Raw genomic sequence first — 18,949 nt, forward strand, 5'->3', positions numbered from 1 at the left:
CTAGCGTTTGGGGACGGCACAGGCCGTCACACCATCGGCGCCACAGAAGAAAGAGATTTAGAGAGGTGTGGGCAGGCCCAGCCTGCGCCCTTTGCGGCGCCGGCATCGCCGGCAAGGGCCGCGTGGCGGTACAACGGGTGGGCGGCGTTCGACGCGTCGCCACGACCGCAGGCTAACACCTGGCAACACGGACAAGTTCCCCTGCCCGTGTGTATCCGACGGTTTTAATCCTTAAAGTGATGCTCCAGCTCGTTGATGGCTTTGTAGCTCTCAACATAGAGATCATGCGCATCCCGTAATATCTGGCCGACCAAGCGTTCTACCAGTACGTCGCTATTCCAGAAATAGCTGCGGGACAGCTCACGAAGCCTGATATGCATTTCGTGCATGTCGCTTGCCAGTGCTGCGACGTCGGCACGCAGCTTTTCATTACCCTGATAGTTCATCGCGTTACCCTCCCCTTATTATGCCGCGTGACGGCCACGTAACGCCGACAGGCGGCGGCAACCTACTGCGTGGTAATCCGGTAACAACTCGATACCGATATAGCGGCGTCCGGCCAGAGCTGCTGCGACACACGTCGAACCCGAACCGCCAAACGGGTCCAGAACAATGGCCCCAGGTTGAGTAAAGGACTCAATCAGCGGTTGCAGGCTGGCTACCGGTTTTTCTGTTGGGTGGTGTCGGTTGCCGGTGTACTGCCAGGTCTGCACATCGCCGAGCGGGTGTGCCGGTAGCGGCGGATGACCTTTAGCCAGGATGTAGGCATTTTCATGTTGGTAGCCGACAAAGGCCGATTTGGACGCATACTGCTTGGCAAAGACCAGGTGGCCGACAATGCGAAAGCCGGCCTGTTTCCAGGCGCTGACAAAGGTATCGACACGGTTCCAGCCATAGAAGCTGACCATCAAGCTGTTGGGCTTGAGCACGCGGAACATTTCGCGGCTTGCCGGCAACACCCAGTCGCGATTCGTGTCGTTGGCGATAGAGCGCCCGGAGCGATCGGTAAACCCGACCAGGTAAGGCGGATCGGTCAAAATGAAATCGATACTGGCGGAAGGAAAAGTGGACATGACCTGTACGGAGTCACCCAGGACATAGCGGGACATACGCGTTCCTCGTCTGGCAAGGGACGGCAGGAGGGTGCCAGTACGGCACCCGTTCCCTGCGGCCCGATGTCAGCGCGGCCAGGCACCGCTGCGGGTCAAGCGGACGTGGAATACCGCAGCCGCGAGCGGCAAGGATATGCCGCGAAAGCCGCTTGAAGACGGGACTCCCGTCGTCCCGCCCAAGCCGGGGTATGGCAAGATGTCATCGGGCTGCAGGCCGGTAAGGGAGAATAGACAGAGGTATGCCAACGGCGAGCGCCCGTCTGTTAAATGGCGGAGCGGAGCGACACCCTAATCAGGATCAGGCCGTGGGCAGTAAAAATCAGGTTGGTGTATTCTCCCGCCGATAGTGCTTGAAGGCATACCAGCCGCTGGCGAGGAAAGAAAACATCGATACCGTGACTTGCATATCAGATGTCAACTCACGGTTGCTCAAGATGAATACCATGATCACGGCAGCCAGTAGCATCCATACACCGCCAAGCCACCATTTGTATCGTTCTCCCAGGTGATTCGTCCAAATGAAAAAGGCGGCAAGTAAACCGCCCAAAATCATCGGAATAACCTGGAAGGGAAGCGTCAACAGGTTAATGCCCATTAACAACGTTACTGCCAGAAATTGCCACATTGTCCGCTGATGCTTCATGCCTCTTTTTTACCCCAATTTCCCAAATCGATGAGCACACTTTTAACCAGCACAGGGACAAGAATCAGCAAGAGACCGAACGCTATTGTGCCAACGCCCATCAGTGGGTAGTAAAGAAGATTAAACACGCTACCCTGTTGAATACCCGGATGCAGACCCAGGTAAACTAAAACCGATAGGCTCATCATTCCCAGTCCCGTCAAACCACAGAGTATCAATGCAGACCGCCAAAGCCCGACCAGAGCAATCGCACTCGGCTTCTGGTTATTATGGCCATCGAGCGCCACTTTACGTACCAAACGCATAACTGTGTTTTTGAACATACAAACCTCATATCATTGAAGTGCTATTTCAAATGCGGGATCCGACCATACAAGTACCGGGCGAAGGCATCAGGTTTTGTGGCCGGTTCTGGCCAAGTCGGTGGATCTTTAAGTAACAGGCCCAACGTTGACATGCCTTCATGTTGCCTGGCCTTTCGCTCAACATAATCGTCGTCGGTGTAGCCCATCGTTTCAATCACAAGTTCCGTAGTTCTCATCCTTCCTGGGTGCGTAACGGTCAATATGAAGTCAGGAAGTACGAATCCCTCCTCCTGATCGATGTTCACCTTGATATCGAAGAGAGGCTTATTCAGGGCTATTTCATAACCCGAACTCTGCAACCATTTACCGGCTGTTATTACGGATGTGACCGTTGCCCGCTCAAGGTTGCTGTCGACAGGTACCGGGCAGGCATAGTCGAAGAGTGCATGCGCATACGCATCGCGGCATACCACGGTGCCAGCGTCATTACGCTGGTACATCAGGATCACCCAGTACTTACCACGGTGGCCATCTACCTCACCGTTGATGCTTACACGCTTTTCTGGCTGGAATACCGTAGGCCCATATTGATTTGAAAACACCACTTCATCCTGAGTCACTTGCTCAGAGAAAAGGATTTGGTAAAACGTTCGAGCGCGTCCTGCAGGCCAGGGTTTACCGTCTGTTTCCAACGCATGCATACGTTCTTCAAGCCGGTGTTGTTTAACCCACGGGTCAAAGAAGACAATTTCACTGAGTGGACGCCCCTGGGTAAAGTGCTCAAGTTCCGTGACCAACTTCACCGCATTGAGTGCCTGTGTCTTCGTTCTTGACGGCTGAGGATAAACCGGAGTTATGCGGTTTAATTCAGCAGCGTCGATCAGGGTCAGCAACAGGCGTGCAAGCGCGGGCACTCGGCGCCGACTGATTTTGTCAGTATTGGGGGTATCCGTATTTGTCGGCGCCGAAATACGCGCACCATGATCGTCTCTCGGCAGGAAAGACCGAAAATCAATACGCATGACACCGGCGTTGCGTCGGCTGCCGCGAGGCCCGGTATTGTCATCGTCTCGTTTTGACCGATGCAATGGACAATCTCCGCGGTGTTCTCCGCTGAAATTCACGAGAAATATTGAGCCATCAAGATTCCTGGCCGTGTTAAGCGGCCGCTCTTCTGAGGTGGTTTTGCAATCGCATGCCAGCCACAAATCCTGATCACGCATGGATCTGAGTACCGTTTCGGCTATGTGTTTTTCAGCCAGCGAATGCACCTGCCCCAGGCCACAGACATTGCCTACGGCACGGACTTCCTCTGCAGATAACTCACGGAATAACCGCCCCCGAGGCGCTTTCTTCGTTACCAGTTTCACACGGACCTCCTTTTACGCTCTACTTATCCTCGTTACAGTTTCGCATGCGAAACTGTCAAATTGGCTTACCCTCGGTGGTGTAACTGCAGAACCGCCGGTGTTAGCCGATAGTACGGTATCGACCAAGGGCCGTTACGCAAACTCGAAAGAAACGGGTTTTCAGCTTTGGTATCCCAGTAAAGGATCTCAATGATGCCCTGCTCTTCAAGTCGCCGGGCGACAGCCGCAATGTTGGTTTCTGCAATGCCGGTTCGCATCACAACGTCGCGTTTCTCCAGCTCCGTCTTGCCCTGGTCATAAGCGTCGAGCAAACAGGCCAATACGGCACCGGCATAAGTACGGCGTCCGGTTTTAGACAAGGCTTCTTCTACTTCCGTAAACGTCTTCATCGCCGATTTTTCCTGTCGTGATATCTCGCAGCATTTTCAGTGGCCGCGCAGATCCACCCTGCAGCGATATCCTTATCCATTCCTACCGGCAATGCCTCCAGTGCCGGCTCGAGCATTTCAGCATTGAGTGCCATGACAAACAGCGCCGCAAATGCTGCCCACTCAGCATGTGTCCCTGGACGCCATTCATCTGCGATCAACAAGGCCATAGCGCTCTGCATAGCCCATCGTGGGGCGCTATTGTTCTTTCCCCAGTCATTGAGTGTATTTCCAAGCAAAGGCCGTACACGGTCACGCAGGAAGCCATGTTGAATGGCTGTTGCCACAAGAACATCTGCCGCTTCGGCAGACGTCAAGGTAGTACGCATAACCCATGTTTTAACAATGACAGATAAAAACTGATCGGCCTGGTCAGCAAACAGCGCTTTGCTCATTTAGACCTCTTTGATGCCAAGGATTGAGATGTCGGTGGCATCAACACACATCTCGCCAATCGGCAATTCGACCCATACCTGGCCAAACTCTTCAGGAACTTTATCCGTCAGCAAGTACCCTTCGCTCTCTTCGAACTTCACCAATACGCGCGTAACCGTCGCAGGAAAACTGACATTTTCGCCCTTTTCAATTGCCCGTTGCTGGCCATTTTCTGTCTGAGACTGCTGCAAATCCTGTGATGTTGGAGAAACACCGCTACCCGTCCCTGTTGGTACTCCAGAAAGCTGCTCTGTCGTGTTCCCCGCTTTTCCTGTGCTCTCGTTACCCGATTTAGCCGGCAATTGAGTGCCTTTCTCTGGACGATCTTTGAGGACGTTCAGCTCTTTAATCGCGGTTTGCCGCGTCAGTCTTCCATCACGCGCCAACTTGGCCAGCTTTTCGACACTGTCAGGACTGAGGTCATTGATTTGGCATAACGTATAGACCAGATCGATATCCTTGGTGATGTTGTCTTTCAACAGAGAAATGACCACCGCTGGCGCAGCAGCCAATCTAAAGTACTTGCTGATGAGGGCTTTCGGTTTACCCAGTCTGCGGGCTATCGAATCCTGGGTTTCACCGTGAACATCCCGCAACGCTTGTAACTGAATTGCCGTCGCCAGGGGTTTCAACCCTGATTGATGCAAGTTCTCGATCAGTTGGCCATAGATACGCTTGGCCTCGTTTTTCGGTGGTGGGCCAACATAGATATCGATAAATTTGTCGCCCCGCGCCTTGGCCGATCGCCAGCGAGTTTCCCCCATCCAGATACGATAACCACGCTTGTCTCGCGGGAAGCATCGAGGAGGCGTTAATATGCCCACCTCATCGTAGGTTTGCTTCATACCTTCAATGGTCTCTTCCTCAAAGTCTTCCTCCGGGCGTACCTGCTCGAGCGCATAAACGTCGTCTATTGGCACACGAATAATTTGCCCTGCAGGTTCTTGTTCCGACCTGTTGACCTTCAGCTCCTGCTGGTTGAGGTTTTCATGAGGTAGCTCCAATTCGCGCTCTGGTGTCGGAGTCTCAGCCTGTGTTTGCTGGGCTGAGTTTTCCCGTCTTTTCCGCATCGCATCTTTAAAGTTCTTGGCCATCGGATCAGCCCCCCGTCCGTGCAATGATGGTATCAACCAGCGCGTCGTACCGCGTTACGAGTGGACTGCCTGGGGCGTATTCTTTCATGGTCAAATTAAGCTCAATGGCTTCGCGCACTTTGGTCTGAACATAAGGGATGATCTCCAAAAGGTGTTCAGAACCGAAGCCGTTTTCTTCCAGAATTTCCAATATCATCTTCAGGTTTTCGGTGTCGACGGTCGCATAGCGCCCTTCTAACACGTCTTTTTTATAGTTGGCCACCGTTGCCTGAGTGACGACGATCCCCAGCAGTTTCAGGTCCGGGTTATAGCGTTCTTTGATTTTTTTCAGGGTCCGCAGATGTTTTTCGGCACCTAATCTGGATGTTTTCTCAAGCAGTGTCGGAACCAGTAAATAGTCAGCGACAAGGTGGTTGGCCATCAGCAAGTTTGACCAGACCGGTGAGGAGTCGATGAGGATATAATCAAACTGTTCACGCAGCTCGGCGAAGCGGGACCGGAAGTCATAAATACAATCGGAGTTACGGTTGTTGATATCGTTCAGCTCCTCCGTCGCCCCCATAAAGCCACGCCCATCAGCAAGCCGTAGCGGCTCAAAGGGGTCTTCACCATAGATACGGTTAACGTGTGCCAGCCCTGGCGTTAGCTGCCGGCCCGTTGGGTTTGCATCGATTTCCAGCGGCAACCCGTCAGGAAATTGGCGGGACGTCAGCGCACTCATCCAGTCACCGTCAATGGCACAGGTACGATAGCTACGGCGCTGCAGTTCAGCGGCGATTTCCGTCGTGGCGAAGGTTTTGCCAATGCCCCCTTTCTGGGAACAAATCGTGATTACTTTTGCTGCCATCTTAAGATTCCTCTTCAAAAGTTTCGCATGCGAAACTGAGTCAATTATTCGCTGCGGCCAGCGCGATTGTTTTGTTGTTCTCTGCGCTGCTTTCCTGCAGCAACGAATTCCACCAAGGTGGCCTGGAAGCGATAACCGTGATGGTTAACCCCATCGGTTTCATACATGGTGTTTGTGATCGTGAAGTCCACAGACACAGTATCCCCGACCAGGCAATTCTCGGTGATGTGCTTAGCAACAGAGTCAAAAGCGATGAATTCGAGTTTGGTCTGGTTCCCGCCGCGTTTTCTCAGTTCTGCGACAGCGAAACGGCAATATTGGGTATCGTCTTTAACGACCATGACCGGCTGGGTAATCAGTCGGCCAACAAGTGCATTGTGTTGCATGGCATTCTCCTGTGAGTATGGCTTTTCGCCGGGAGTTCAATGGCGGTCTTCCACCATCAGTCCATTAAATAAGAGTAACACTAAAGCATTAAATATCAATAAAGACATTATAAAAACACAACGGTACTGTATGCCTTGACGATATTTGAAGGGAGAAAAGCAGTGATGTGAGTTTCGCATGCGAAACCAGACGTCAATGAGGAATGCCATTGGCGGCGTTCATCTCCCCTTGCTGTTTAAGCAAAACGCTGTGCTTCTATAAGTTGCGGTGTGAAGATTTATTGTGGCTAAAGCACCCCGGTAGAAGGATATAGGCGAGAAATACCACCGCCATCTGAAAACGCGGATGAAACCCTGTATGAATTTTACAGGGCGGGTAAGGATATGGTCTTGTGTGCGGCGAAGGTATGAATGTGGCCATGCAGCGAAGGCGCTACACTTAGGGAAGCAGATCACCTCTGCCATCAAATCAGGCGCCAAAGAAACACTACGCTCAAGGTTTATCGGTTTTTCCCGACTGTCAGTTCATACCACAGCATAGGGCATACTTTGCTGTCCGCTGTTCAGCCATGGAAGCCTAAACAAAAAATACACCCTGCATTGCAGCAAGGAGGCGGTCAGCAGGGATCGAACCCGCATCATAAGCTTAAAAGGCTGAAATAATAGCCAGTATACGATGACCGTGATGATTACTAAGACTCAAAAAAATGCCATTACAGCATAGGGAAATCATGCGGCACTGTAATGGCTAAGTATTGCAGGACTCCAGGTATGGTACTTACCATTTCCATGTATCAGAACACCAGGACCATACATGGTAAATGGTGTTCATTTTATACATTTAGATATGTATGCTTTTGTAAAGGCTACGCAAACATATGTATTTCAGAACATTCGGATGATTCCGCACCCCGTGCTTAAACTCAGCCTAACACTGCTAGAATTATAAAAGGTTAAGACCTACAGAGTAGCGTCTATTTTTATTAATTGATGACACTTGACGAGTCGTACACTTAAATAAGTATATTGTGACAATAAGGCCCGTTTTTCTGCGGGACTTTAGCTAACCTACCAATTTCAGGTCATTTTTACGCAGTCGTTTCTGTTCTTGATAGAAGTTATCATGTGACCAAAAACTCAATAAATAAAGATCCAGTTTGTCTTCACCCCAAACAATAACCTAAAAGCACAAGCCGATTATTGAGGTGAAATTTATGCCCACGTGGGTAGTTAAGATCACCCCTCTTGAACTCTCCCATTTCAGGAGAAGTGATTACCCATTCAATTTCGACCTCTACGACTTTTAACGATTGTTCATACAATCTCGCCAGTGCCTTCGAAAAGCGATAACACAAAAAATACTCTCCCTTACCCTGAAACTGGTATGCCTCAGTGAGAGCCGCATGACGGCCTACTTCATGTCCAAACCAGTATTTTCGTTGTTTTATGCCGGCTACCAGGATCCCCTTTAACTCCTCGTCTTATGCCCTCCCCTGACATTCCCCCCAAGTATCACAGGGGTTCTCCCGTGTGATTACGCGATGACACGAGCCCCTGGTGATAAGTAACTGAGTGTTTTTTTCACGCCAGGACACATGCGTTGACCGTTGATTAATGAGCATGACGAAACGGTGAATGAGGTGCACGTCAGCACAACGCATCGATTGGATATGATTTTACTCATTGCGTAACACGCAGGAATGACTCACAACTTCAACATATCATCGGGTGGGTAAAAAAGCAGGGAGACTATTCAACAGGTGGGACCACGGTCCCACCTGTCGACATACCATCGCGGTGGATGAAGATAACAAGGATATCTCTCAGCAAGTGGGACCACGGTCCCACCTGTCGACATACCATTGCGGTGGATGAAGATAACAAGGATATTTCTCAGCAAGTGGGACCACGGTCCCACTTCAAGGATTACCGGTGATGTGATTTGGCATGCTCGAAGAGCAGCATTTCAATACGTTCAATCAGTGAAGCCGGCGCATCCGTGAGATTAAAGGACACTGCGTTATCCGAGTATTTAGCTTCAATACCGGCGGCAAATTTACGCACGGTGACGTCTGGTTTTGTCCTAATGACAGGCATGAGACGTTTGAGCAGCTCTTCGGTCGTGAATGTAATACCTTCAGATTGCTGTTCACGAAGCACCTGGGTTAGCAACTTAAGCGCTGCAAAATCGGACTCATGAAACCTATAGAGAATTTCACCACTACGGGCGCTCAGTTCATTCGGATTCGCAAATAACTGCAAGGTTTCAATTGGCAGCTCCGCGGTTTTAATACACCGTTGAATAATTTTACGAGAGATGTTTTCAGCTTCAGCGAGATGGCTGATGTTTCCATTAAATTCAGAAAAGAGTCGACGGACATAGCGTAGTCCACGCTCATACGCACTGGTCGGTCGATAATCATTGCCTATTTGGGATAGCCAGCGCATTTGCGCATCGTTCAACTCACCGACGAGAACTTTGTACTCACTACCGGTTAGAATCGCGGCTTTTCTACGTCGACTGCCATCAGCAATTTCGATAAGGCCATTTTGGCTGCGTCCAAAGGCGGGGGACTGTTGACCTGACGTCAGAAAGGAGGGTAACAAATCATCCAAAGAAGATTCGGTCAATAAGTCCTGAAGACGTTCATTACCGGTAAAAATGGTCGTACTGACTTCAACCTGATCCGCAGTGATAGTTTTCAGAACAAAGGTAATATCCTCTCCACATACTGGCAGGGTAATACTGTTCCCTTTCATCGCGCCAACACGTGAAGAAAGCTGGCTCACTGCTGGCGCTGAAGGGGAGAGCTCACTCTCTTTGGCCGGAACCGCATTCGCTTCATCAAAATTGATTGTCGGTGCATGACGTAACACAGGGGCTCTTTTCATTACACATTCTCCCAACGCGTTTTGATTAATCGATTATAGATCTCAGCACAAACCGGCTCCCAAATGGCCACCGCGTTGCGCCAAGCCGCTGGGGTGGACCGTTGATTGGCCGCCTGCTCGAAAACAGTACGCATTCTGACCTGACCTTTACCGACTTCATCTGTCACTCGTACGACTTCTTTCAGAACCATCCCGCCCCAGGCGTTACGAATCTGGTCATCCATCCATTGAGATTGACTCCCCACGGCATTGCTGAATTTCGTGATCAGAACACGAACATCAGGTTCAAAGCCGTTCAAGTCAATATTGAGCATCAGATCACGCAACATGGTGAAGAATTGAAGGGTAGATACATAGTCATACAGCTCAGCTGGCGTTGGAACAACAATGACATCGGCGGCACAGGCGACATTAATTGTCCCTATCCCAAGGTTTGGCGCACTGTCTAGCACGATCACGTCATAACTGTCCCAAACAGATTCAATGGCAGCGCGAAGAAGAAGATGCGGAGCAACAGGAAGTTTTCCTGCGTCATGCAATGGATAAATTTCAGATTCGATACGGTGTACAGCCAAACAGGATGGAATGATGTCCAGGTTAGGCCAGCATGTTGGTTTGATGGCATAAGCAGCATCATCGCGCTGCCCCATATAATATGGGAGAAGGGTATCTTCTGGATGAATATGTAAATCGGGAACATAACCATGATAGAGCGAGGCGGTTGCCTGAGGATCAGTGGCATCGATTAATAAGACACGTAACCCCTGTAATGCCATCCATTGAGCGATATGTACTGATGTGGATGTTTTATACGCTCCTCCTTTATGCGCGGCGACAGCCAACACAACAGGATCCTGTCCGGCCGGTCTTGTCGGGCGGGTACCAAACACATCCCTCATTGCATTGATTTGTTGTATCGAGTAGCCCGTGCGTTGTTCTACTCGGCCAATCATCGCAGTTTCAGGGGATGGCAATTTTCCCGACTCTTCATAATTTCTGATCGTTTGCGCGGTGACACCAACAAGATCAGAAGCCTCGGTGATCCGCCAACGCCGGGTGATTGCGCGGGCTGCCGGGCTGTCGTTCCCAAATTGCGCTTTAGCGATCTCCTGTGTCATAAATTGACCGCGTTCTATACAACGATCCAGCGTTGACTTGAGGTCCATGTTATCCCTTATTTAGTGTTTTGCATCTTTATAGTAAAACATCATAAAAAGCGCAAAACAACTATTAAAACGCATAAGGAAATAAATAACGTAAAAACGTGATGTATGTCAGTAGAGCACAGAGCAAGATGATCATGAGGACGTATCAGGAGGGATTTAATGATCAAAGATCATTAACAGATATCCGAAGGATATTTGTTATTTTATTCTTTTTAACTTTCTCTTTATACTTTAATTAACCCAATGATATCAACTAGATAATATTGTAGGTGTGGAGATGTTTTCTGTTTCCTGTGGATCTATTTCATGATCCATGTGGATCCTTTTCATGTCTTATGAAGAAGGAATTTCTGTTGATAAATGAATATGTTGGACTCTAAACAGTACTTTTATTGGTACAGGATCGACCGGAGCTATCATTATGCACTTTGCAGTGGGTAGACGCAAAGGTGGAGCTTTTTTCTGTTGAACACAGCGCGCTCCCCTGAGGGGTTTAGCATGCCGGCCTGGCGAAAGAGTTAGGCCACCTCTCTAAGGTGGAATTTTTTCCTGCTATGTATTCTCTTTGTTGCGCAATGGCTTTTTATCAATTGTGGAGACATTATCTGTTGGTATATCAGGGTGGGTGGAGATATTTCCTGTTGTAGGTTAGCTACAGGTGGAAGGATTTCATGTCATGGGCTGTGAGTAATCGTGGAGACATTTCCTGTTGTTTATCTTGAGTGCTGCTTGGCACAGTGTGTGAGGTATAAATAGAGGTGGAGGAATTTTATGTACGTGGTTAGCCGGTGTGGATGGATTTTCTGTATAGACACTACGAGGAGGGGGCGTAATTTCCGGTTGATGCCGCATACAAAAGTGGAGACATTACCTGTTCGTCTTTCAGTAAGGGGGAACGATTTCCTGTTAAAGGGGCGAAAAAGAGTGGAATGATTTCATGTATGTACACTTATCTCTATCGAGCTTTTTCTGTATACAGAGTGTCCTTCTTAGGATTATTTTTCAACCCTTTGACGAGGGCAGGGAGGCGGCGACTCTTCAAAGTAATTTCATAGGTGGAGATATTTCCTGTCTGAGTGCGATAAAGGTGGAGATTTTTCCTGTGAGTGCGTGATGTCGCTGTGTATTCTGGCATGGCTATTGGGAAGAACTGGTGGAATAATTTCCTGAAGGCGGTAAACATGTTGTGAGGGATATCATGAATAAAGGGGTGATTACGATTTACTCTCCCCTTATTCATGTGGAATAATGTGGATGTGTTTCCACATTATGGATAAAGCGAATGAATCACGACACAATGACTGTGGTGCAGGGGAACGATCTTCTGGAAGGCGCTTATGGTGTCACACTGGACGAAATGCGCCTCCTGAACCTAGCTCTTGCGCAAATTGATAGCAGAAAGCCACAACCAGACATGTTGTACACGCTTTACCCTCGTGATTACCAGCGGATTTATGGTGTCAATCCGACCAGCAGCCACCGGCAATTGCGTGATGCTGCTGATAGCCTGATGAAAAAACCGGTAACCATCTATAAAGAAGATCGAAATGGGAAAGTCAGAACTGTTCAACTTTCCTGGTTTTCGCGTCTTGAATATGTCAGTAATGATGACCACAGTGCGGTGGTGTTGCGCTTTGGCCAGGACGTTGCCCCTTATTTGTTTGAGCTCAAAGAAAGTTTTACCAAACTGGACTTTATAAACCTTGCCAGGCTGGATACCCCTTTTTCGATCCGTCTTTACAGCTGGTTAGTCAAAGCGCGTAACCTGACCCGGTATCGGAGTCATGGGACCATTGAGGTGACCCTTGAGATCGAATGGATGCGAGAGAAGGCCAACCTGCAGGGAAAATACCAGGATTATCGGGACTTCAGACAAAAACTGCTGCAACCCTCTCTTGATCGTATCAATGCCTCAACCGATATCTCGGTGATTTGGGAACCGGTGAAGATTGGTCGTTCCGTACACGCGATCAAATTTACCTATGTCGATGAGTCCGTGCCGGAAGCGGTGAAACCGATGCGTCCACGTCTTCCACGTCGCCCTCATGTGACGGCGGGATCTGCGGCTGAAGGAGAGTGGGCACGAAAATGTATCGCTTTGCTGACCCAATATATGGCGCAATTGGAGGCCTATGATCCTCACGAGAAGGTAAGCGTGCCAGACTTAAGAAAGCTGGCTGGCTGGTACAAGAAAGTTGGGCACCGTGACCAAGAAAGAGAAACGCTGGATGCCATCAAACTTCGGGCTCAACGCCGAAAAACAGACCAGTAATCAGTATGTTCGGTAGTGACTGCACGGTATGTTACTCGATGAATATCAGGCATCAAACTGATTTTATTGCGTAACCCATTAATGGGGCACGAGTCTTCCATTTTATGCCGTGTCATATGACCCATTGGAACTGGCGGCTGGTTTCTTGATAACAGGATCATGCAGGTCTCAATAGTGCGCCGAGGTATGTGGGAGCCTTTAGTCTTGGAGACCAAAACCTACGCCTTACTGCCATTCCAGAATTCGATTGAACAACAGGCTGGCGAGATGCTGTTTTTGGGATAAGACAGCATGCACATAAATAACGCCGTCTTTCTCATTCAAGTGCGTGCTGTACAGGACACGGTAACCGTCTACCGTGTTGCATTCCCGGTATTTGGCACAACCTAATTCTAGGAGTTCCTGACAGACGGGACTTCCTTCAGGAAAGAGACTCGTTTTTTCTTCAAATTCATCCAGCACATTCGCGAGCACTGGTTTGGGATCAACCTGGCGAGATCGTAGGAAATGTGCGATGGTTTGCATCGTCATTTTTGCCGTGGATGAATAAATAAAAGTAACGTCACACACGGTCATTAAAGCGTATCCAGGAGTTCTTCACGTGTAAACGTGCGGCCTAACTCAATGTCTTTTTCAGATAACGTCATCAGTTTGAGTAGCGCAATGCTTTCATCTCGACGAACACGATCGTCGTAGGATTCGATGACGTAAGCAGGATGGCCGTTTTGCGTAACGATCAGAGGCTCGCTCAAATCAAGTTTGGCGGCATTCTGTTTCAAGAAGCTGATTGTCTCGGTTTTCATGATATCTCCTTCTTCTACATCATTCGGATGAGTCTAAATATAGACTGAATACAGTTGGGTTACAAGTCATCAATGTGTAACGGTGCGCCATAGGTAAATCGACTCAAGATAACGAGCTCATGTCAGAGAGGATTGGCAAAAATTAGGGTGGATTTGTTTTTTTGCTGTGTCACCCTAAGGATGTCTCCGTCAGGAGAGTGTGCGGTGAGAGCTATTTGATATCATCCAGTTTTAGTACCTGGTAATCACCTGAGCAGCCTTGTAGTAAAGCAGCTTCCCATGCCAGCCAACATTAGGCCCAGTAAACTACTGATGACGACCAGAGATTGGCGTCCAGTGGCGAATCGTTATTCTACTGAGCCTGTTCCTTAAACATGACACTGTCACTTTAAAGGGTATATCTTGTCACTGCCTGCAGGCCTTATGGCATTGTGCGCCACGATGATCCGTTGGCACGATCGTGATACGTGGAGAGATTATCTGTTCGGACTGAGCAATTTAAACGCTTGCTCAGGTGTCATCTCAAATCGCACGCCCAGCTGCCCGGCGACGTCCAGAGCAAACACCCGGGTGTAGATTTCGGTGCTTTTGTAGTCCCGGTGTCCCATGAACGACTGCAGGATCTTCGGGTGCACCCGATTGTAAAGCAAGTGCATGGCAAAACTGTGCCGAAACGTATGCGGTGTGATGCTCTCGATGGAGAAGTGCATGCCGCTTCGTTGTGCACTACCCAAGGCTTCCTTCAACCAATTGCGGGCGGTGTCATCAGTGATCTCCCATACTGGTTTAGTCACATAACGGGTAAAGGTGGCCAAATGATCGCGCAGTCGGCGCGCAAAACCGGGGTCAAGTAGCGGTAAGGTGCGTTTCACCGGCGTGTCTTTACCTGGGCGGCCGCGACGGCCTGCCGTATGGTTACGCTGTTTTAAGGTGCGAAGTACCACAAAGGGTTTCACCGCATCGAGCACTATGTCTTTCGGTGTTACGGCTAGGGCTTCATTGATGCGGGCGCCGGTATTCCATAAAAAATCAAACAGCATTCGCCGGCGCAGATCGGTCATGTTGTCGAGCAACAAGGTGATCTCCGGCGCCAGCAAATAGGCTGGTTGCTCCGACAGGTTCAATGCCATCCGCCGCATGGCCACGGCCTGAGCAAAATCAAAGTAGGGACTGGAGACCGTTTCCATATCGGTGGCGGCAGGTTCATAAGCTATCAGTGACACAATTCACCTCGTAAAGTCGGTATTCCCAATCAGAAAATTCTTCCACCTTTCCTTATCAAGTCAGTCTCGGGAAGAGGGGGAGTCAGCGATCTCTCCTGATTGCGCTACGTAAAATCTGCAGTACTTTGACCCTGAGAAAAATATATTTTTCACGTAGCGCAACATGATGGAAATTTACTCAGTTTCGCCGGGGAGGGCAGGAACAGGTAGAAAACTCTGCCACTATTGTGCCTGAGAACGCCACGGTGATCGTTCGCAATAAATCGGCTGCCGCCGATCTGCAAATCGGTAAAACTGGAATATAACGTAAAAATACCGAATGATAGGGATCAAAATACCGGCGGCGGCTGACACCCGTCAAGCCGTCAGCGGTGGATACAAACACCTTATGTAGTGTTAAAAACCGGAGACAGTATACCATATATGGTTTATCCACAGAAACTGGGGATAACTTTTGTACAAATCGGGTTTCCTCGCGTTAAGCCGAATCACACAGATAGACAACCACCACAACAAAATTAAGTAAAAATAAATTGAAATAAAGTAAATATTTGCTAGATTGATATTTACTATACAAATGTTTTATTTACTTAATTTCGGAGTGTGGCATGTACAGTACCGCGTTTGTAGAAATCGCCCTCAAAGTTCTCTCTTGTAGCCAAAAGCAGCTGGCTGAACAACTCGGTGTATCACCGGCGCAGATCAGCAAGTGGAAAAAAGGCGAGTACATGTCTGATGACATGGAGAAAAAAATGCGTGAAATCACCAGTATTGGGAATCTCGATCCTGATTTTGTCCTGCTAATGGGCTCCATCGAAAATGCCATGAAATGGGAGGAAGTCATCCATTATCTGGCTGAAATGGCGAAAGAAAACGAAGAAACAGGCTGCGATACGGAGCCATTGACTGACTCTGACGGTCTGTTATGTATACAAACCATGAGAGCTCTCAATGCTATGGGGGTGACGTTGCCCGAGGTCTTCCCCTCCGAGCTGGATATTGCTTACGACGATCCGGACGAGGACGTTGATTGGGATACCCTGGAGGAAAATCCGTATTTCTCGCTGATTTACCAAATATATAATTCACTTAATGATGTCTATGGATTTTATGATGCCTTTATTTCTAAGTTAATTTATGAAAATCAGGATGAGTTATATGATATAGGAATTGAAATTTATTCATGTTTATTGCCATTGGCCGCAAGTAAAATTGAAATAGATAGCGAATTTGCGCCGAAATTTAATGAGTTCAAGTACCGCATTATCTCGGATTATGAACGCTGGCTTCCCGTGGTCAAAGAGGTCGCTTATCGCAAAGGCTATCCATTAAAAGCAGAGCTGCTTAATCTGATTTACGGTTCTCATGACGGATTAGGGCTTGAAGCTGAAGCAGAAAACCTGGGGTTCAATAAATCCCGTCTCCATCCCGATGTCTATATGAATGAACTCTTGGTAGGGATGCGAACAATACACCAAGTGTTACCTGCTATCATGAAGAAGTTAGGGATGGAAGAGGAGTTTAAATTAGATACCTCTAAACTGCATATCGACTAAATATGTTTTGGATTTTTCTCCGTATATCCCTGGCCACACCGGGCGAGGATTTGCGGCATTTTGCCTAAGCTATCCGCAAGCGCTATCTCCAGCCCTGATAATATCGCCAAATCCATTTCTCGTGACTGGATAGTTTGTTTCAGCAAGGACTCTTCAAATGCTGCTGCCTGCAGCGCCAATGCCTGCAAGCCGTGCATCTGTGCCACTCCACGAATACGGTGAGTGTAATGGCGCATATAACGCCGGTCGCCGGCAGCTATTGCCGTGCGTAGCTGACGTAAATCGTCCTTCAGGCTCACATTGAGTTCGTCCCGGGAAGGTGCCTCTATCTCGGTGGCGACGGCTTGCTGCTGTATGACGGCTTCGCTACACCAGGTCAGTAGCATGGCCGATAACGCCGCCAGGTTTACCGGTTTGGTCAATACATCGCTCATGCCGCTGTCATGGCAGCGTTGGCGGTGAGCGGCATCGCTCAGGGCCGAAATGGCAATCACCGGCATTGCTTCCCGTTCTTGGCGTGTTTCCAGCTCACGTAATTTTCTGGCGACCTGATAACCGTCCATATCCGGCAGGTTGCAGTCCAGTAGTACCATATCGAAGTAGTTTTCCTCGGCGAGCAGCGTCAGCGCCTGCTGGCCGGTTTGAGCCAGCGTGATTTCGCAACCCATTTTCTCCAACTGAGCGCGTAGCAGTATTTGGTTGACCGGGTGATCTTCCACCACCAAAACGGCAGTACCAGCGCGGAACCTGGGTAGCACGGCTTCCTCGGGCGCTACGGTGCCGCTGGAAGGTTGCGTGAGGGTTACCGGCACCTGCAATGTCAACGTAGTGCCTTGTCCGGGTTGACTGCTCAGTTGCAGGTCACCGTTCATCAACTGGGCCAGCTCGTGGCAGATATACAGTCCCAGCCCACTGCCGCTTTGGCCGCCGAGTGTAGCTCGATTGACCTGTTTCCAGGCTTGGAATAGGTCGGCTTGTGCCTGTAAAGGTATACCGGGACCGGTATCCGTTACCGCCATCTGCAGCATGATATGCTCATTGTCGTGTTCCTGACGGGTCAGCCTCAGGGTCACACTGCCGCGTTCGGTAAACTTCAGTGCGTTCGACAGCAGATTATTGAGGATCTGGCTCAGGCGCTGTGCATCCGCGATGATCCACATTTCCCGGAGAACCGGTGCCATCTTACAGGTTAAGGCGAGCGTTTTACGCTGTGCCTGGGCCTGATGGGTGGCCATGATGCTATCAATAAACGGTGCTAACGCAAATACGCCGGCCGACAGTGTCATGCCATCGGACTCTAGGCGTGAGTGATCGAGCACGTTGTCGAGCAACTCCAGCAGTTGGCTCGCCGAGGCATGTGCAATTTCAATGTATTCATGTCGCTCATTGGCTTCTTTACTGGTTTGCAGCAGCTCAAGCGATGCCATCACGCTGTTCATTGGTGTGCGGATCTCGTGACTCATTACTGCCAGGAAGCGCGATTTTTCCATTTCACTGCATTGTGCCCGGCGGCGCGACAGAATGGCCGAACGCAATGCAATCATCAGGACAATGAATAACGCGCCAAAAGCCAGCAGTTCATTACGATAATAGTAAAGAATGGTACGCAGCGGCGGAGAACCTAAATCTAGCTCATCTATCCAGCGCGCATAGATCAAATCCGTTTGCCGTGCAGTAAGTGCCTGCAAGGATTTATTCACAATAGAGAGTAACACCGGGTCTTCGCGACGCACCGCCATGGCGATATCGGCGGTGGACTCAGACAATACACCGGCAATTCCCAGCGAGGCGGGGAAGAAACGTTGTTGCAGGGGACGCATAGAAAGTTCGGTACCCAGCGCGGCGTAAATCTTACCTTGTTCAACTTTCAGCAGTGCTTCGCGGATATCGCTGTAGGTTTCCACCTGAATATTTAGCTCGTTATTGCGCAACCAATGTTCGTAAAAGCTGTTATCGCGAATAGCGATGCGTTTACCTGCCAGCTGCGTCAAGCTAAAAATATTGGGTCGGTTGGCCTGAGTGACCACCATAGTGCTGCTACGGGTCAGCAAGCTGGTGAATAGCCAATCCTTGCGGGTGTTGGCAGTGGCTAGATTAGCAGCAATTGCCGATATCATCATCGGTGGGGTGGCGTAATGCCCACTGCGGTCCGGATAGACCGGCTGAAAGCGAATACCGGTATCTTTGGTGATAGCGTCCAGGTAATCGCGCATTAATCCCACATGGCGGCCGTTCACCTGATAATCAACCGGCCAGGCGTCGATAAAGATGTAGGGCACTACCGGGTGTTCCTTTATCCATAGTTTCTCCTGCTGGGAGAGGACTGGGGCTGCCAATAAGGAACATGGGAATAACAGAATGAACAGATAACCGAGGGCGTTTTTTACTGACATTCTGGCTTCCTTACATCGTAATGG

At 49.4% G+C, this 18,949-nt stretch carries 19 protein-coding genes and 1 tRNA gene; 2 read left to right on the forward strand and 18 right to left on the reverse strand.

What is annotated here, in order from left to right; all coding sequences use genetic code 11:
* Positions 1-224: 224 nt before the first annotated feature.
* From VGM55_RS05925 to sopA, 14 genes are all read right to left on the reverse strand, one after another.
* Entirely contained in the window at positions 225-446 is a 222-nt protein-coding gene (locus tag VGM55_RS05925; RefSeq protein ID WP_331634918.1) for a hypothetical protein, read from the reverse strand.
* 18 nt (positions 447-464) lie between these two features.
* Positions 465-1,109, reverse strand: a complete 645-nt coding sequence (locus VGM55_RS05930; protein ID WP_331634919.1) for a DNA methyltransferase — start codon at positions 1,107-1,109, stop codon at positions 465-467.
* Between the two features lie 322 nt (positions 1,110-1,431).
* Positions 1,432-1,737, reverse strand: a complete 306-nt coding sequence (locus VGM55_RS05935) for a hypothetical protein (protein ID WP_331634920.1) — start codon at positions 1,735-1,737, stop codon at positions 1,432-1,434.
* Between the two features lie 14 nt (positions 1,738-1,751).
* Positions 1,752-2,078: a hypothetical protein gene (locus VGM55_RS05940; protein ID WP_331634922.1), complete on the reverse strand. Its 327-nt coding sequence runs from the start codon at positions 2,076-2,078 to the stop codon at positions 1,752-1,754.
* 23 nt (positions 2,079-2,101) lie between these two features.
* Positions 2,102-3,430 (reverse strand): hypothetical protein, encoded by a 1,329-nt coding sequence (locus VGM55_RS05945; protein WP_331634923.1) that lies wholly within the window; start codon positions 3,428-3,430, stop codon positions 2,102-2,104.
* A gap of 65 nt (positions 3,431-3,495) precedes the next feature.
* On the reverse strand, positions 3,496-3,819 hold the full coding sequence (locus VGM55_RS05950; protein ID WP_331634925.1) for a hypothetical protein: 324 nt from the start codon (positions 3,817-3,819) through the stop codon (positions 3,496-3,498).
* A complete protein-coding gene (locus tag VGM55_RS05955) occupies positions 3,816-4,253 on the reverse strand; it encodes a hypothetical protein (protein WP_331634926.1) in 438 nt (145 codons plus the stop codon). Before VGM55_RS05955 ends, VGM55_RS05950 begins: the two co-directional genes overlap by 4 nt.
* Positions 4,254-5,387 (reverse strand): ParB/RepB/Spo0J family partition protein, encoded by a 1,134-nt coding sequence (locus VGM55_RS05960; RefSeq protein ID WP_331634927.1) that lies wholly within the window; start codon positions 5,385-5,387, stop codon positions 4,254-4,256.
* A 4-nt stretch (positions 5,388-5,391) separates the two neighbouring features.
* On the reverse strand, positions 5,392-6,234 hold the full coding sequence (locus VGM55_RS05965) for a ParA family protein (protein WP_331634928.1): 843 nt from the start codon (positions 6,232-6,234) through the stop codon (positions 5,392-5,394).
* 44 nt (positions 6,235-6,278) lie between these two features.
* Positions 6,279-6,620, reverse strand: a complete 342-nt coding sequence (locus VGM55_RS05970) for a hypothetical protein (RefSeq protein WP_331634929.1) — start codon at positions 6,618-6,620, stop codon at positions 6,279-6,281.
* A gap of 612 nt (positions 6,621-7,232) precedes the next feature.
* Positions 7,233-7,303, reverse strand: a tRNA-Lys gene (locus VGM55_RS05975).
* Positions 7,304-7,783: 480 nt separating this feature from the next.
* Positions 7,784-7,975 (reverse strand): type II toxin-antitoxin system RelE/ParE family toxin, encoded by a 192-nt coding sequence (locus tag VGM55_RS05980; RefSeq protein WP_331634930.1) that lies wholly within the window; start codon positions 7,973-7,975, stop codon positions 7,784-7,786.
* Between the two features lie 571 nt (positions 7,976-8,546).
* Entirely contained in the window at positions 8,547-9,512 is a 966-nt protein-coding gene (locus tag VGM55_RS05985; RefSeq protein WP_331634932.1) for a ParB/RepB/Spo0J family plasmid partition protein, read from the reverse strand.
* Positions 9,512-10,678, reverse strand: a complete 1,167-nt coding sequence (gene sopA, locus VGM55_RS05990) for a plasmid-partitioning protein SopA (RefSeq protein ID WP_331634933.1) — start codon at positions 10,676-10,678, stop codon at positions 9,512-9,514. The genes VGM55_RS05985 and sopA overlap by 1 nt, the downstream gene beginning before the upstream one ends.
* 1,282 nt (positions 10,679-11,960) lie before the next feature.
* Here sopA and VGM55_RS05995 point away from each other — a divergent pair.
* Complete coding sequence (locus VGM55_RS05995) at positions 11,961-12,950, forward strand: replication initiation protein (protein ID WP_331634934.1); 990 nt, start codon at positions 11,961-11,963, stop codon at positions 12,948-12,950.
* A gap of 225 nt (positions 12,951-13,175) precedes the next feature.
* Here VGM55_RS05995 and VGM55_RS06000 read toward each other — a convergent pair whose 3' ends face one another.
* The 3 genes from VGM55_RS06000 to VGM55_RS06010 all read right to left on the reverse strand — a co-directional run bounded on the left by VGM55_RS06000 (position 13,176) and on the right by VGM55_RS06010 (position 14,940).
* Positions 13,176-13,526, reverse strand: coding sequence for a type II toxin-antitoxin system RelE/ParE family toxin (locus VGM55_RS06000; RefSeq protein WP_331634935.1), 351 nt, complete (start codon positions 13,524-13,526; stop codon positions 13,176-13,178).
* A complete protein-coding gene (locus tag VGM55_RS06005) occupies positions 13,526-13,753 on the reverse strand; it encodes a type II toxin-antitoxin system Phd/YefM family antitoxin (RefSeq protein ID WP_331634936.1) in 228 nt (75 codons plus the stop codon). Before VGM55_RS06005 ends, VGM55_RS06000 begins: the two co-directional genes overlap by 1 nt.
* A 476-nt stretch (positions 13,754-14,229) precedes the next feature.
* Positions 14,230-14,940 (reverse strand): tyrosine-type recombinase/integrase, encoded by a 711-nt coding sequence (locus VGM55_RS06010; protein WP_331635001.1) that lies wholly within the window; start codon positions 14,938-14,940, stop codon positions 14,230-14,232.
* 644 nt (positions 14,941-15,584) lie between these two features.
* On the opposite strand from VGM55_RS06010, the gene VGM55_RS06015 reads away from it, so the two are divergent.
* A complete protein-coding gene (locus VGM55_RS06015; RefSeq protein WP_331634938.1) occupies positions 15,585-16,532 on the forward strand; it encodes a helix-turn-helix transcriptional regulator in 948 nt (315 codons plus the stop codon).
* Here VGM55_RS06015 and VGM55_RS06020 read toward each other — a convergent pair.
* Positions 16,529-18,925, reverse strand: coding sequence for an ATP-binding protein (locus tag VGM55_RS06020; protein WP_331634939.1), 2,397 nt, complete (start codon positions 18,923-18,925; stop codon positions 16,529-16,531). The genes VGM55_RS06015 and VGM55_RS06020 overlap by 4 nt on opposite strands.
* Positions 18,926-18,949: the final 24 nt, after the last annotated feature.

Origin of the sequence: Cedecea sp., from assembly GCF_036500665.1 — a bacterium.
In the GTDB taxonomy this organism is placed as follows: Bacteria; Pseudomonadota; Gammaproteobacteria; order Enterobacterales; family Enterobacteriaceae; genus Cedecea.